This is a genomic window from Micromonospora sonchi (genome assembly GCF_014646235.1).
Lineage (GTDB): Bacteria > Actinomycetota > Actinomycetes > Mycobacteriales > Micromonosporaceae > Micromonospora > Micromonospora sonchi.
The window spans coordinates 391,667-406,028 of sequence record NZ_BMNB01000001.1 but is presented as its reverse complement, the minus strand read 5'-3'; the positions used below and the strand labels follow the sequence as shown (position 1 = coordinate 406,028).

12 protein-coding genes, 1 tRNA gene and 1 pseudogene are annotated in these 14,362 nt (G+C 72.0%); 7 read left to right on the top strand and 7 right to left on the bottom strand.

Annotated elements, in window-relative coordinates:
- Positions 1-98 precede the first annotated feature (98 nt).
- Positions 99-1,379, top strand: coding sequence for a L,D-transpeptidase (locus IEY61_RS01815; protein ID WP_189040432.1), 1,281 nt, complete (start codon positions 99-101; stop codon positions 1,377-1,379).
- A gap of 123 nt (positions 1,380-1,502) precedes the next feature.
- Complete coding sequence (locus IEY61_RS01810; RefSeq protein WP_189040431.1) at positions 1,503-2,792, top strand: L,D-transpeptidase; 1,290 nt, start codon at positions 1,503-1,505, stop codon at positions 2,790-2,792.
- Between the two features lie 196 nt (positions 2,793-2,988).
- Here IEY61_RS01810 and IEY61_RS01805 read toward each other — a convergent pair.
- Together IEY61_RS01805 and orn are read right to left on the bottom strand one after the other, a co-directional pair.
- A tRNA-His gene (locus IEY61_RS01805) sits at positions 2,989-3,064 on the bottom strand.
- 109 nt (positions 3,065-3,173) lie between these two features.
- A complete protein-coding gene (orn, locus tag IEY61_RS01800) occupies positions 3,174-3,770 on the bottom strand; it encodes an oligoribonuclease (RefSeq protein WP_189040430.1) in 597 nt (198 codons plus the stop codon).
- Between the two features lie 67 nt (positions 3,771-3,837).
- Between orn and IEY61_RS01795 the strand changes: the two genes are divergently transcribed.
- Positions 3,838-5,133, top strand: coding sequence for a glycosyltransferase family 87 protein (locus IEY61_RS01795; RefSeq protein ID WP_189040429.1), 1,296 nt, complete (start codon positions 3,838-3,840; stop codon positions 5,131-5,133).
- A gap of 926 nt (positions 5,134-6,059) precedes the next feature.
- On the opposite strand, the gene IEY61_RS32050 is transcribed toward IEY61_RS01795, so the two are convergent.
- The 3 genes from IEY61_RS32050 to IEY61_RS01780 form a co-directional block, all read right to left on the bottom strand.
- The gene (locus IEY61_RS32050; protein ID WP_373293074.1) at positions 6,060-7,361 is read right to left on the bottom strand and encodes a hypothetical protein; all 1,302 of its coding nucleotides are present in this window, start codon (positions 7,359-7,361) and stop codon (positions 6,060-6,062) included.
- Positions 7,362-7,503: 142 nt separating this feature from the next.
- On the bottom strand, positions 7,504-8,268 hold the full coding sequence (locus tag IEY61_RS01785) for a YcnI family copper-binding membrane protein (protein ID WP_189040428.1): 765 nt from the start codon (positions 8,266-8,268) through the stop codon (positions 7,504-7,506).
- A gap of 14 nt (positions 8,269-8,282) precedes the next feature.
- Complete coding sequence (locus IEY61_RS01780; RefSeq protein WP_373293073.1) at positions 8,283-9,947, bottom strand: copper resistance CopC/CopD family protein; 1,665 nt, start codon at positions 9,945-9,947, stop codon at positions 8,283-8,285.
- Positions 9,948-10,159: 212 nt separating this feature from the next.
- Here IEY61_RS01780 and IEY61_RS01775 point away from each other — a divergent pair, with 212 nt between their 5' ends.
- From IEY61_RS01775 to IEY61_RS01760, 4 genes and pseudogenes are all read left to right on the top strand, one after another.
- Positions 10,160-10,768: a sigma-70 family RNA polymerase sigma factor gene (locus IEY61_RS01775; protein WP_189040426.1), complete on the top strand. Its 609-nt coding sequence runs from the start codon at positions 10,160-10,162 to the stop codon at positions 10,766-10,768.
- A pseudogene (locus IEY61_RS01770) lies at positions 10,765-11,017 on the top strand (hypothetical protein). The gene IEY61_RS01775 and the pseudogene IEY61_RS01770 overlap by 4 nt, the downstream one beginning before the upstream one ends.
- The gene (locus IEY61_RS01765) at positions 11,010-11,726 is read left to right on the top strand and encodes a DsbA family protein (protein WP_189040425.1); all 717 of its coding nucleotides are present in this window, start codon (positions 11,010-11,012) and stop codon (positions 11,724-11,726) included. Before IEY61_RS01770 ends, IEY61_RS01765 begins: the two are co-directional and overlap by 8 nt.
- Complete coding sequence (locus tag IEY61_RS01760; RefSeq protein WP_229705608.1) at positions 11,723-12,841, top strand: hypothetical protein; 1,119 nt, start codon at positions 11,723-11,725, stop codon at positions 12,839-12,841. The genes IEY61_RS01765 and IEY61_RS01760 overlap by 4 nt, the downstream gene beginning before the upstream one ends.
- Here the strand turns inward: IEY61_RS01760 and IEY61_RS01755 are convergent.
- Together IEY61_RS01755 and cbiQ are read right to left on the bottom strand one after the other, a co-directional pair.
- The gene (locus tag IEY61_RS01755) at positions 12,813-13,586 is read right to left on the bottom strand and encodes an energy-coupling factor ABC transporter ATP-binding protein (RefSeq protein ID WP_189040424.1); all 774 of its coding nucleotides are present in this window, start codon (positions 13,584-13,586) and stop codon (positions 12,813-12,815) included. The genes IEY61_RS01760 and IEY61_RS01755 overlap by 29 nt on opposite strands.
- Positions 13,583-14,359, bottom strand: coding sequence for a cobalt ECF transporter T component CbiQ (cbiQ, locus tag IEY61_RS01750; RefSeq protein ID WP_189040423.1), 777 nt, complete (start codon positions 14,357-14,359; stop codon positions 13,583-13,585). Before cbiQ ends, IEY61_RS01755 begins: the two co-directional genes overlap by 4 nt.
- Positions 14,360-14,362 lie beyond the last annotated feature (3 nt).

Genomic DNA, 14,362 nt, shown 5'->3' with positions numbered 1-14,362 from the left:
CAACAGCCGCGAAAGCGCACATAAGGCTTGGGACCGGCTGATGCCGGATGGCAACGATAGGGCACGATGTCCGCCAGGTGCGTGAGACAGGGGTGGGGATGGGCAGGTTCGCGCGGGCCGGGGCGTGGGTGGGCGCCCTGGGTCTGGTGGCGTCGCTGGCGCTGTCGGGTTGTGGTGAAAAGAGCGGGGGCGCCCAGTTCGTCGAGGGGACCACGCCCGGCGCGACCGGGGCGGCGGCACCGGAGACACCGGAAGGGACGGGGACGCCGGAAGAGCCGGGGACGCCGAGCGGGCCGCCGCTGGAGATGAGCCCGGCCGACGGCGCGAAGGATCGGCCGGTGAGCGTGGAGATCGGCACGAAGCTGCCGGACGGCGCCACGGTGTCGCAGGTAATGCTGACCACCGAGAGCGGCAAGCAGATCAAGGGCAAGCTGCGTACGGACGGCTCCTCCTGGGTGCCGTCGGCCCCGCTGAAATGGTCCACCACCTACGTCGCGAAGGTCACCGCGAGCCGGCCCGACGGCACGGTCAGCGAGGGGACCAGCACGTTCACCACGATGGCCAAGCCCAGCTCGGTGATCACCTCGGGGCTCTACCTCTTCGACGACCGGACGTACGGCGTGGCGATGCCGGTGGTGGCGGAGTTCCACCCTGGCATCCCGAAGAAGGACCGGGCCAAGGTGCAGAAGCGGATGTTCGTGCAGACCGATCCGCCGCAGCCGGGCGCCTGGCACTGGGTGGACAGCGGCACCCAGGCCTACTACCGGGCGCCCGAGTACTGGAAGCCGGGCACCAAGCTCACCGTACGCATCGCGCTGGCCGGCGTCCCGCTGAGCAACGGCCGCTACGGCAACGTCGACCGCAAGGCCACCGCCAAGATCGGGTCCGCCTTCGAGATGAAGGTGACCAACTCCGACAAGCAGATGCGGGTGTACGAGAACGGAAAGCTGATCAAGACGCTGCCGGTGAGCCTGGGCAAGAAGAAGACTCCCTCCTCCAGCGGCACGCTCGTGGTGATGGAGAAGAAGGAGGACACCGTCTTCGACACCATGGACGACCCGAATCCGGAGAACCGCTACGTCACCCCCATCCAGTTCGCCCAGCGGATCACCTGGGGTGGCGAGTACATCCACGCCGCCCCCTGGTCGGAGGGCGTGCAGGGGCGGCAGAACGTCTCCCACGGCTGCGTGAACGTGTCGATGGCGAACGCCCGTTGGCTCTTCCAGCGCACCAAGATCGGTGACCCGATCACCGTCACCGGCACCGAGCGTAAGCTGGCGCCCGGTAACGGCTGGACGGCGTGGGACCTGAGCTGGGCGGAGTTCGTCGAGGGCAGCGCGCTGCCGGTTCCCGAGGGTGGCGCCGATTCCGCCCTGTGACCGCCCGACCTGTCACCATCCGGACAATCCGCGGCACGTGTTTCAGTTCACCTACCGCAACGGGTAGGAGTTCTGGTGCGTCTGTGACATGAACGGGCAGCGGACCACGACTGTGAGGACACCATGCGAGTTCGGGACCAGCGCAACCGGCGGCGGGGCGTACTCGCTGCGGCAGTGCTCGCCGCGGCGTTGGCGCTGACCTCCGCCTGTACCGGCGGGAAGAGCGGCGACCAGGGGCCGGGCTGGCATGGCGGGGCCGAGGAGCCGGCCCCGAAGGCGTCGGTGAGCATCACCGAGCCGGCCGTCGACGCGACAAACGTCCCCGCTGCCACGGCGATCACCTTCGCCACAGAGCAGGCCCAGGAGACCACGGTGGAGTTGGCCGACGCGGCCGGCGAGGCCGTCGAGGGCACCCTCGCTGCGGACGGCAGAAGCTGGCTGCCGGCAAAGGCGTTGGAGTACGGCGGGTCGTACACCGCCACCGTCACCGCGACCGGCGATGACGGCCGCCCGGTGACCGCCACCAGCGCGTTCACCGTGATGAAGCAACCGAAGAACCAGGTACGGATCACCAGCTTCCTCGGCGACGACCAGACCGTCGGGGTGGCCATGCCACTGATCGTGCGGTTCGGCCGGGAGATTCCCGAGAAGTACCGGGCCGACCTCCAGCGGCGGATGACGGTGACCTCGACGCCGGCCCAGGAGGGCATCTGGCACTGGGTCAGCCCCACCGAGGTGCGCTACCGGCCGAAGGAGTTCTGGAAGGCCGGCAGCAAGGTGTCGTACCGGGTGCAGGCGGGCGGCCTGCCGTTGGGTGACGGCTGGTACGGCCGGGCCGACCTGACCGTCGACATCAAGATCGGCCCGAAGCTGGTGATGACGGTGGACAACAAGACCAAGAAGATGACGGTCACCCGGGACGGCAAGACGATCAAGACGATCCCGGTCAGCCTGGGCAAGAAGAGCACCCCGTCCTCCAGCGGCACGATGGTGGTGATGGAGAAGCTGCGCAAGACGGTCTTCGACACGTACGACGAACTGGGCCCCGAGGACGGCTACCGGACGAAGATCGACTACGCCCAGCGGCTGACCTGGGGCGGTGAGTTCATCCACGCCGCGCCCTGGTCCGAGGGCGTGCAGGGCCGCACCAACGTGTCGCACGGCTGCGTGAACGTGTCGATGGCCAACGGCGCCTGGTTGTTCAACAACACCAGGGTCGGCGACCCGATCGTCGTGAAGGGCACCGAGCGCAAGCTGCAGCTCGGCAACGGCTGGACCGACTGGAACGTCAGCTGGGAGGAGTACGTCAAGGGCAGCGCCCTGCCGTACGAGCCGGCCGAGGACGCACTGACCGAGGACGACGACGTGACCGGTCCCGACGTCTCGGCGAGCGAGACCGCCACCACCGCCTGAGCCCGTCGTTCCGGCGGCTCCCGCTCGGGGCCGCCGGAACGACGGGACGTGGCGCAAAGAAAGAGACAAAGAGACATCGTCGCAGGCTCAAATCGGGCAAGCCGGATGCCTGAGCCCCGCGCGGCCGGGCCGGGCACCGACCCGGGCTCCCATACGACGCATCAGGCCCCCTCCGGGAGGAGGGGGCCTGATGAACTGGGGTGACTGATGGGAATTGAACCCACGACAACCGGGACCACAACCCGGTGCTCTGCCAACTGAGCTACAGCCACCATGCCACCGCGCCGGTCGCCCTTAGCGGGTGCGGGGCAATAATACCCACACCATGGCCGGCCGCGTCCACCGGGTTGCCAAGCAGGCTCCGAGCAGGCCGGCGGAGGCTCAGAGCTCGGCCGCGATCGCCTTGGCGCTCTCCACGTCGGGACCGGGCAGCGGTACGAAGATGGCGCGCCGGTAGTACTCCAGTTCCCGGATGCTTTCCCGGATGTCCGCCAGGGCCCGGTGCGCCAGACCCTTCGGCGGCTGGCCGAAGTACACGCGGGGGTACCAGCGGCGGCACAGCTCCTTGATCGAGGAGACGTCGATCATGCGGTAGTGCAGGTGGGCGTCGAGGCGGGGCATGTCCCGGGCGATGAACCCGCGGTCGGTGGCGATCGAGTTGCCGCAGAGCGGGGCGGTACGCGGATCCTTGACGTGCCGGGTGACGTAGTCGAGCACCAGGTCCTCGGCCTCCGCCAGGGTGACCGTGGAGCGGCGTACCTCGTCGGTCAACCCCGACTTGGCATGCATCGTCCGGACAATCTCCGGCATGGCGTCCAGCGCCGCGTCGTCGGCGTGGATCACCACGTCGACGCCGTCACCGAGCACGTTGAGGTCGGGGTCGGTGACCAGTGCGGCGACCTCGATCAGTTTGTCGCCCCGGAGGTCGAGCCCGGTCATCTCACAGTCGATCCAGACGAGAAGATCAGCCACCGGCACAGCCTACGCGCAGCCCACGCCCCGTGGCTGCGCGCCGCCGGGGCCACCGACCGCTAGGGTCTTTCCCGTGCCCGCCGATCCCGTCACACCCTCCGCCGTCGACGTCGAGGAAACCGGTAGCCGTACGGCACGTCGGATGGTGGGCGCGCTGGCGATGGCGGCGGTGCTGCCGGCGCTCTACCTGCCCGGGATGACGCACAACTTCTTCGACCTGAAGATCTACATGTCGGCGATGGACTGGTGGACAGCCGGCAACCCGCTCTACGACTACGTCCAGCCCGACCGGGTGCAGGGTGAGCTGTTCTTCACCTACCCCCCGTTCAGCGCGCTGCTGCTGTGGCCGTTCGCCCTGCCGAAGCTGGGCGCGACCGTGGTGATCTTCACCGGGTTGACGCTGCTGGGGGTGGTGGTCACCACGAAGTGGCTGCTCGATCCGGTGATCCGTCGGCACGGCCTGCCGCACCTGTTCACCCTCGTGGTGGGGGTGCTGCTCGTGCTGGCGGTGGAGAGCACCCGGGAGACCATCACCTTTGGGCAGATCAACATGCTGCTGGTGGTGCTGATTCTGGCTGACCTGCTGTTCGCCGTACCCCGGAACAGCCGCTGGGCCGGCGTGGGCATCGGTCTGGCGACGGCGCTCAAGCTCTTCCCGGGCATCTTCGTGGTCTACCTGCTGGCGACCCGGCGGTGGCGGGCGGCGGTGGTCGCCGCAGCGACCGCCACCGGGGCGACTCTGCTCGCCGCGGCGGTCGCGCCCGGCGACTCGTGGCGGTTCTGGACACACGAGTTGTGGGCCACCGACCGGGTCGGCCGTACCGACTACACCGGCAACCAGTCGCTGTTCGGGCTGCTGAGCCGGCTCACCGCGCCCGAGGAGCCGGACCGGTTGATCTGGCTGCCGCTGGTCGTGGCGGTCGCCGGGTACGGGCTGTGGCGGGCGGTTCGGGCGTCCCGGGCCGGCGACCCGCTCGCCGCCCTCACCCTGGCCGGCCTGGTCGCGGCCCTGATCAGCCCGATCACCTGGACCCACCACATCTACTGGTTCATTCCGGCGGTGGTGATCCTGGTCGACGCGACGCTGAGCGCCGATCCGCGCACCGCCACCGGGGCGCGCCGGCGCCGTCGGCTGGGTGGGCTCGCCGTCGGCACCTCGGCGATCATCGTGTACGGCGTGGTTTCCTTCTACGACTTCGGCGTCGCCCCGGAGCCCACCAGCACCCCATGGGAGTTCCTGCTGCGCAACACGTACGTGCTGCTCTGCGTGGTACTGCTGGTCGCGCTGCCGCTGCGGGCCGAAGCCGGCGCTCCCACTCAGGAGTCGCCTGAATCGGACACTCTTCCCAAGAAACCCATTCCTCGGTAATCTTGCTCCAACCCACCGATATCCCCCGGTGAATGGCGGCCCTCCGTGTCGGCAGCACGGAGGGCCGCCCCACCCGCTCCCCGCTCCCCGCTCCCCGCTCCCCGCTCCCCGCTCCCCGCTCCCCGCTCCCCGCTCCCCGCGATCATGCAGTTTTGGTCGCTGATTTGCGACCGATGTAACTTATGTCGCGACCGAAAGTGCAAGATCGCGCCTCTTCGGGTGCTGGGCAGGCGTAAAGACCCGGCAGCGGTCCACTGCCGCCCGTCGCACTGGCCAGATCATCCCAGCAGGCAATCTTGGACACTTTCTGCCCTTAAGGAGTCCGGCAGTAGGTGGTGGCAGCGAGGTTGGGGTTCAGGCTGGGTGATGCTGCCCCTGGCGCGGCGCGAGATACGGCATGTCGGGGTGTTCGAGCCGATCGGGCGGGCGCGAGTTGCGGCATGCCGGAGTATCCCGTCCGCCGAGCGGCACGAGCTGCGGCATGTCGGGGTATCCGGGCCCGCTGAGGCCACGAGTTACGGCATCTCGTGCGCAGAGCACGAGTTACGACATCTCGTGCGCAGACCCCGTTGCGGCATCCTGCGCGTCGATGCCGGACGAGAGCGCCTCAGGCTCATCGACCGCATTGCACGGGCCAGCACTCGCCTCGTCGCCATCGCCCGTTGCCGGTCGCTCATTGCTCTGATCAGGCAATCTTGGACACTTCCGGCCCCCGGAGGGGCCATTTCGGTCCAAGATCCACCGCAACGGGGTGACATATCGGAGCAAGGCGGTCTGGCGTGCCGGTCAGATCGGCGGAAGTGGTCGGAGGGCCGGGTGGCGTGGGTGGAATTTGGAGGTGGCGGTCGGTGGCATTAAGTGGGGTGGGGTGGCATTTGGGGGTGGCGGTCGGTGGCATCAGGTGGCATCAAGTGACGTGAAGTGGGTCAGTGGGGTGGGGTGGCCGGGCGGAGGGGGTGATGGGGGGCAGGGAGGTCGGCGAGGGTTTCCGGGCGGGGCACCGGGGCGACTGTCGGGGGCGTGGCGATGGGGGCGGCGGCCGCTGGTGGTGGTGGTGGTGGTGGTGGTGCGGGGGCGGTAGGGGCGGCCGCTGGTGGTGCGGGGGCGGCGACCTCGGTGCTGTTGGAGGCGGGGCGGGGCGGGGTCGTGGCTACGGAGACGAGTTGCCGCTCGGCCTCCGGGTGCGGGCCGGGTGCGGGCGGGCGCGGAACCGGCGAGAGCAGGTGCGGGCCGGGTGCGGGCGGGCGCGGAACCGGCGAAGGCGAGAGCGGATGCAGGCCCGGCGAAGGCGAGCGCGGGGCCGGCGAGGGCGAGCGCGGAACCGCCGAGAGCGAGCGCGGGGCCGGCGAGGGCGAGCGCGGAACCGGCGAGAGCGGATGCGGGCCGGGCGAGGGCGAGCGCGGAACCGGCGAGAGCGCGCGCGGGCCGGGTGCGGGCGCAGGTGGTTCGGGCGAGAGCGCGCGCGGGCCGGGCGGTGGTGGGACGCCCAGGCCGCTGAGCGAGCTCACCCCGAGCCGACCGGCGAGCACCGGCACCTGATCCGGCTCGACCACGAAGATGATCTCGCGGGGACGGATCGGGCGCAGCAGGATCAGCGCGGCGAGGGTGACCAGCAGTATGCCGCCGGTCAGCGAGGCCCAGGTGAGCGGGGCGATCCACCCGGCGCGCAGTTCGGCGCGCAGGTCCAGGCCCAGGTCGGGCCCGCCGTCGGGCCGCATCAGCACCAGGCTCAGTCGACGGTCGGCCAGGTCGGCGGGGCTCCACTCCAGCACGCCGGTCCCGGCGCGTACCCAGAATGTTTGCGCGGCGGGGGCGGCCGGGACAGCCGGCGGCATGCCCTCCGCCGGGTCGACCTGCTCCAGCCGGACCGGCAGCGACCCCCGGGCCAGCGCCATCCGCTGGACCACGGCGTGCGGCGCTGCCGCCAACCAGCGCTGCGCCTCGTCGGTCGGGGCCAGTCCGACGAAGGCCGGCCCGTCGGGCGTACGGGCGTCGAGCCGGAACCGGGCCGATTCGCCGCTGGCGAACGGCACCTCCCGGCGTACCAGCGCGTCGAGATCGGTCACCACGACCGCGTGTCCCGGCGTCCGCACGCTCTCGATCCGCGCGGTGAACACCCCGTCGGGGGCGGTGCGACCGGTCGTCAGACCGAGCGCGGCGGCAGCGACCAGCGCGGTCGTGCCGACGGCCAGCAGCAGCATTCCGACCAGCGCCCACACGAAACGCATCCGCCCTGTCTCCCTCTGTAGCCAGATACCCGGCCGACCTTACCCACGACCCGGCGTTGAACTGCGGATATCCACGTCGAGAACAGGAAAGCGGACGGGCCCGCCGGGGTGGTTCCCGGCGGGCCCGCGAGGGGGTGAGCTGTCAGGCCGTCGTCGGCGCGGGGTCGTCGTCCCGGACCGCGGTGGCGTTCTCCCGTCGGGTACGCGCGAACGCGAGCCCGCCCAGGAGCAGCCCGCCGAGCCCGGCGACCAGGCCGGCGACGCCGAGCCCGACGGCCAGCCCGCTGTCACCGTCGTCGCTCTTTTCGGCCGCACCGGGCTGCGCGGCCGGCGACTCGGCCGGCGCCGCCTCAGGCGCGGCGGCGGCGAGGGCGAGCACCGGCGCCGGGGTGGCCGGCTCCTCGCCACCGGGGTTCGGCGGGTCGATCCAGCGCACCACGGCACCGTCGGAGTAGGTCTGCAGCGCCTTGAAGACCATCTGGTCCACCTCGGGCAGTGGACCGAGGGAGACCGGGAACTCCTGGAAGGTGCCCGGGGCGATCGCCGCGTCGGCGCCGGCCGTCCAGGTGATCTTGGAAACCACCTCGGAGATCTCGGTGCCGTGCACCTTCACCGGCGGATCGCTCTTGCGCTTCTCCACCGCCACCGTCCAGCCCGGCACCGGCATCGTCGACACCGAGCCGACCGGGGCGTTCTCGGGCAGGAAGATCTCCACCTTGGTGGTCGACGCCGTGTCGCTCTCGTTGGGCACCCGGAACGCGAACCGGCCGTAGCCGCCCTGGGTCGCCTCTCTCGGGTTGACCGTGACGTGCGCGGACGCGGGCGCCACGAAGCCGAACACGGCCATGGCGACGGCGCCGAGCGTCAGGGCCGCGGCGGCGCCCGCGGTACGTCGGTGACGGATCATCGATGGGACCTCTCTTATCGGATCGGCACGGTGGCGGTCACCGTGTCCTGGTCGATCTCGGTGGTGCGGGCGGTGATCTGCAGCTGCCACTCCCCTGCCGAGGGCAGGTTGATCTCCCCGGTGGCGTGGTAGTCGGTGAGCGCCAGCAGCGGGACGTCGATCGGCTCGATCCCGGCCGACGGCAGCGCCACGGTGGCCTTCCACTCCACCACCGGCTGCGGCCGGTTCTCCGGGGTGTACGCGTAGAAGTGCACCGAGTTGTTGCCGCGCTCGGCCGGTGCCATCTCGACCTGGAGCGTGAACAACGGACTGGTGAGCATGGTGGCGAAGTAGTCGGCCTCGGCGCCGGCCACGTTGGCCGAGGCGGTGCGGGCAGGGGTGGTCTGCACCAGGGTCGCCGACACACCGAGCACGATCGCGGTGATCGCCAGCTCCACCCAGACCGCCCGGCGTATCGGCGCGGGACGGCTGGCCGCGATCCGCTTGCGCACCAGGTGACGGGAGTACGCGGCCACCCCGATCACCAGCGCGAACAGCCCGCTCTTGGCCAGCACCAGTTGCCCGTAGCGGGTGCCGACCAGGGCCGCCGGCGTGGCCACCTCGATCAGCGCCTGGACGATGCCGGCCAGCAGCAGCGCCGACACCGCCAGGGCGGCCCACCGCGACCAGATCGGCAGGATCGCGCCCAGTTCCCGCTCGTCCGCTCGGGGCAGCAGGAACACGGCGAGCATGACCAGCCCGCCCAGCCAGACCGCCATCCCGCCCAGGTGCACCGCGTCGACGAGCACCGACACGGCCGGGGCGGGCGAGGCCGCCGGGTGCCCGGACAACGGCCAGGTGAGCAGCGCGCCCGCGCCGAGCACTCCGAGCACCACCAGGTCGGTGCGGCCCACCGGCCCGGCCAGCAGGGGCCGGAGCAGGACCGCCGCCGCGGCCAGCAGCCCCAGCCGGACCAGGTGCACGGCACCGAAAACACTGCCGAGCACCAGGCTCAGCCCCGCGCCGGTGATGTCGAACAACCCGCCACCGTTGGTGTACGGCACCTGCCACAGCGTCCCCGCGACCGTGGCGAGCGCCACCAGCCCGAGGCCGGTCCAGGCCAGCCGGGCCGGGCCGCGCCGGGACAGCCGGCGCGGCCAGAGCAGGGCGAGCACCAGGGCCGGGCCGATCAACAGCAGCAGACCGGCGTAACCGACGAACTTGGCGATCTTGATCGCGTTGCCGACCGTCGGGTTGGCCCGGCCGTCGTTGCCGCTGTCCACCGGCGGCTCGGAGGGCGCGCCGACGGAGTAGGTGAACGCACCGGAGACCGGGTGGCTGTCGGCGGAGATCACCCGGTAGGTGACCAGGTAGGTGCCGTTGGGGCCGGACGGGTCGACCGGAATGTTGACCACGCTGTCGGTGAAGACGGGCTCGCCGCGATCCGCGCGGGAGCCGTCCGGCGCGATGACCCGGATCTTGTCCGGCACCTTGCGCACCGATTCACTGAAGGTGAGCACCACCTCGGCGGGGGCGGCGGGCACCACGGACGAGGCGGTGGGACTGCTGCTGTTCAGCACGGCGTGGGCGGTGGCCGGGCTGGCCGGGGCGAGCAGCAGGGCGACGATGGTGACCAGCAGACCGGCAGCGGCGGTCAGCCGGGCGAATCGGCGGCGTGGGGCGGCAGTCATGTCCGCCATGCTCTCCGATAACCCACCCGCAACGCGAGCCATTGGCGACCACGAATGTCGGAGATCGCCTCCACCGCGCGCGGAATCGCGCGCGAGCACCGGGCGAGGGGTCATGAGCGAATAGTCGGCCGGTACGGTGGAAAAGTTCCCGACGTGGCGCAGACCATGGAAGGGACGAAGGACCCTGCTGCTCAGCGCGCTGCCGCGTAACCTGGTTTGTCGTGATCCCCCTGCCGCGCGACACCGCCGCCACCACCGACCCCGAGGGGGCCGGCGGAGGCACGCCGGAGCGCGCGGAGTCGGCCAACGAGGCCACCCGGTGGGCCCTGGCCGCCCGCGACGGCGATCCGATCGCCCAGGCCGCGTTCGTCCGGGCCACCCAGGTCGAGGTGTGGCGGTTCGCGGCGGCCCTGGTCGATCCGGACAGCGCCGATGATCTCACTCAGGAGACGTACCTGCGGGCGTTCCGCGCGCTGCCCGCCTTCGAGGGGCGCTCCAGCGCGCGTACCTGGCTGCTCGGCATCGCCCGGCGGACCTGCGCCGACCACCTGCGTACGGTGGTCCGGCGGCGGCGCCTCGACCAGCGGCTCACCGCGCAGGCGCACACCGACGTGCCGCACCCCGACCCGGCCGCGTCGCTCGGCGCGGCCGACCTGATCCGCCGGCTGCCCGCCGAGCGGCGCGGGGCGTTCGTGCTGACCCAACTGCTGGGCCTGTCCTACGCCGAGGCCGCCGCCGTGGAGAAGGTGCCGGTGGGCACGATCCGATCCCGGGTGGCCCGCGCCCGCGCCGAGCTGATCGACTCGATCGGTGAGGCGCGGACGGGGTGAACGGCAGCTGGCGCCGCTGGCTCGGGCTCGCCGTCCGGCTCGGACTGGCAGCCGTCTGGCTCTACGCTGGCGCCACCAAGGTCGGCGACCTGGCCGCTGCCGGCCGGGCAGAACGCCAGCTACCTCCCGGAGATCCTCCGGGACCTGGGCTTCCTGGCGCTGGCCGGGTTCCTGCTGATCCGGCCCTGGACGGCCGTCTCGATGGATGGCGCGCTGACGGGCGAAATGGTGGAGGACGAAAATGAGTAGTCGCAAGGGGCGCAAGGACGCGGCCCGCGTGGTCCGGCAACAACTGGCCCGGGAACGTCGCCGCAAGCAGATGCTGTGGATCTCGCTCGGCGCGGTGGTGGTGCTGGTCATCGCCGGTCTGATCGGCTGGAGCGTGTTTTCGGGCCAGCGCGGCGGAAAGTTCATCCCGCCGCCGGGGGCCAACGACGCCGGCACCGGCATCGTGGTCGGCTCCGGGCCGGTCACCGTCGACATCTACGAGGACTACCTCTGCCCTGCCTGCAAGCGGTTCGAGCAGACCAGCGGCGCCACCATCGACCAGCTGATCAGCGATGGCAAGATCCGGGCGGTCTATCACCCGGTGGCCTACCTGAACCGCTTCTCCAGCACCGATTACTCGACCCGGTCCTCGGCCGCGTCCGGCTGCGCCGCCGAGGGCGGCAAGTTCACCGAGTTCGGCAAGGCGCTGTTCGAACGGCAGCCAGCCGAGAACGGTGGCGGGCTCAGCGACGACCAGTTGATCGACATCGGCGCCGAGGTCGGGCTGGACCGGGACGCCTTCGGCACCTGCGTCCGGGACCGGAAGTACCGGCCGTGGAGCGCCCACGTCACCGACGAGGCGAGCCGCGCCAACGTCACCGGCACCCCGACGGTCCTGGTCGACGGCAAGCCGGTGCAGGACTGGTCGCCGGCGAACATCATCGCCGCGGTGGAGGCGGCCGGCCGGTGACCCTGCTGCCCCGGGCCGCGCTGCTGCTCGCCGGCACGGTCACCGCCCTGCTCGCCACCGCCGCCCCCGCCGCAGCCCACGGCGCGGACGCGCTGAACGGCAGCGACTACCGGGCCGAGGTCACCGCCGTGACCCCGGCCCGGCCGGAGCTTCGGGTCCGGGTGGTCGAGGCGGGGGCCCGACTGGAGCTGACCAACACCGGCGGCGCTCCGGTCGAGGTGATCGGCTACTCGGGCGAGCCGTACCTGCGGGTGGGTCCGGACGGCGTGTTCGAGAACAGCCGCTCGCCGGCGACCTACCTGAACCGGACCCTCGCCGGCGACACGGCGCTGCCGGCCGAGGTCGACCCCGCCGCCGCGCCGGTCTGGCAACGGGTCGACGACGGGCCGACCGTCCGCTGGCACGACCAGCGGGCGCTGTGGCGCGAGGCGGGACCGCCCGCCCAGGTCCGCGCCGCGCCCGACCGCGAGCATCGGGTACGCGACTGGGTGGTGCCGCTGCGCGCCGCCGACGGGCCGCTGGAGATCCGGGGCACCCTGGACTGGGTGCCGCCGCCGGACGCATACGCCTGGTGGGCGCTGGTCACGCTCGGCGCGCTCGCGGTCGGCGCGGTCGGGGTGTTGCCGGCTGCCTCGGCGCCGGGTCGACGGGCGTTGGCCGGGCTCGGCGGGCTGCTGGTCTGCGGCGGGCTGGCCGCCGTCCTGCTCACCGTCGGGCAAGTACGCGACGACGGCGCCGAAGGGATCGGCGGCGTGCTGGCCGGCCTGCTGACCGGTCCGGTGTGGGCGCTGCTGGTCGGGCTCGGGGCGATCGTCGCCGGCTGGCGGGCGTTGACCGCCGGCTCGTCGGCGTCGGTGGCCAGCGGTGCGGGCCGCCGGTCGAACGTCGACTTCGTGGTGGCGCTGGCCGGGGCGTGCCTGGCGCTGTTCGCCGGGGTGACCAACGCCGCCGTGTTCGCCCGGTCCGTGCCGCCGGTGCCGTGGCCGGCGATGGCCGCCCGGGTGCTGGTCGTGCTGGTCGTCGTCGCCGGGGCCGGTGCCCTGGCCGCCGCCGTCCTGCGCCTGCACGCCACCGGCCGCGCAGCGGTCACCCCCGTGGACGCAGCGCCGGGCTGAACGGGTAGGGAAGTTCGAGGCGGTGCCGGGCGAGCAGTTCCCCGTCACCGAGGACCTCGGCGGTCGGCCCGTCGGCCACGATCCGGCCGCTGTCGAGGATCACCGAACGGTCGCAGAGCTCGAACGCGTACGGCAGGTCGTGGGTGACCATCAGCAGGGTCACCGGCAGGGACCGCAGGATGGCGGCGAGTTCCCGGCGGGCCGCCGGGTCGAGGTTCGACGAGGGCTCGTCGAGCACCAGGATCTCCGGGCGCATGGCGAGCACGGTGGCCACCGCCACCCGACGGCGCTGCCCGAAGGACAGGTGGTGCGGGGCGCGGTCCCGGTGCTCGGACATGCCCACCGCGGCCAGCGCCTCGTCCACCCGGGCGGCGAGTTCCGCCCCGCGCAACCCGAGGTTGGCCGGTCCGAACGCCACGTCCTCGGCGACGGTGGGTAGGAAGAGCTGGTCGTCCGGGTCCTGGAAGACGATGCCCACCCGCCGGCGGATCTCCGCCAGGGTGGCCCGGTCGGGGCTGACCGGCAGGCCACCGACGGCGATGCTGCCCTCGGTGGCGGCGAGGATGCCGTTGAGGTGCAACACCAGGGTCGTCTTGCCGGCGCCGTTCGGGCCGAGCAGGGCCACCCGCTCGCCCCGGGCCACCGTCAGGTCGACCCCGCGCAGAGCGAGGTGACCGTCCGGATAGGCGTATCGGACGCCACGGACGTCCAGGCTCGGGGTGGTCGGTGGCACACCGGGAATCATGTCAGTACGGCGGCGGTGGCGGCGACGGCGCCCGCCAGGACGGGCACGGCGGCCGCGACCAGCCACTGCCCGGCCGTCGCCGCGCCCGCGCCCGCGCCCGGCCAGGTTTCCGGCATCCGGCCGGTGTAGCCGCGCGACAGCATCGCCAGGTAGACCCGCTCGCCCCGCTCGAAGGCCCGCAGGAACAGCGCCCCGACGCCGGCGGCGAAGCCGCGCAGCTGCCACAGGAACCGCGGGTCGTCGCCCCGGGACAGTCGGGCGACCCGCATCCGGCGGGCCTCGCCGACCAGCACGTCCAGGTAGCGCAGCATGAAGATGGCGATCTGGGTGAGGATCTGCGGGCAGCGCAGCCGGTCCAGCCCGACGATCAGGTCCCGGGTGGTCGTGGTCGCGGCCAGCAGCAGCGACGCCCAGACACCCAGGGTGCCTTTGGCGAGGATGTTCCACGCGCCATAGAGGCCGTCGGCGGAGAGGCTCAAGCCGAGCACGTCCACCCGCTCGCCCGCGCCGAGGAACGGCAACGCGAAGGCGAAGAGCACGAACGGCAGCTCGATCGTCGACCGGACCAGCAGCCAGCGGGCGCTCACCCGGGCCAACGCCGCCACCACCGCGACCAGCAGGGCGTACGCGCCGAAGGCCCAGAACGCCTCGCGGCCGGTGGCGACCACGGCGACGGTGAACGCCACCATCGCCGCGATCTTGACCTCGGGCGGCAGCCGGTGCACCGGCGAGTCGGACTCCCGGTACAGCACGTGCGCGTGCCCGGCCCCCACCGG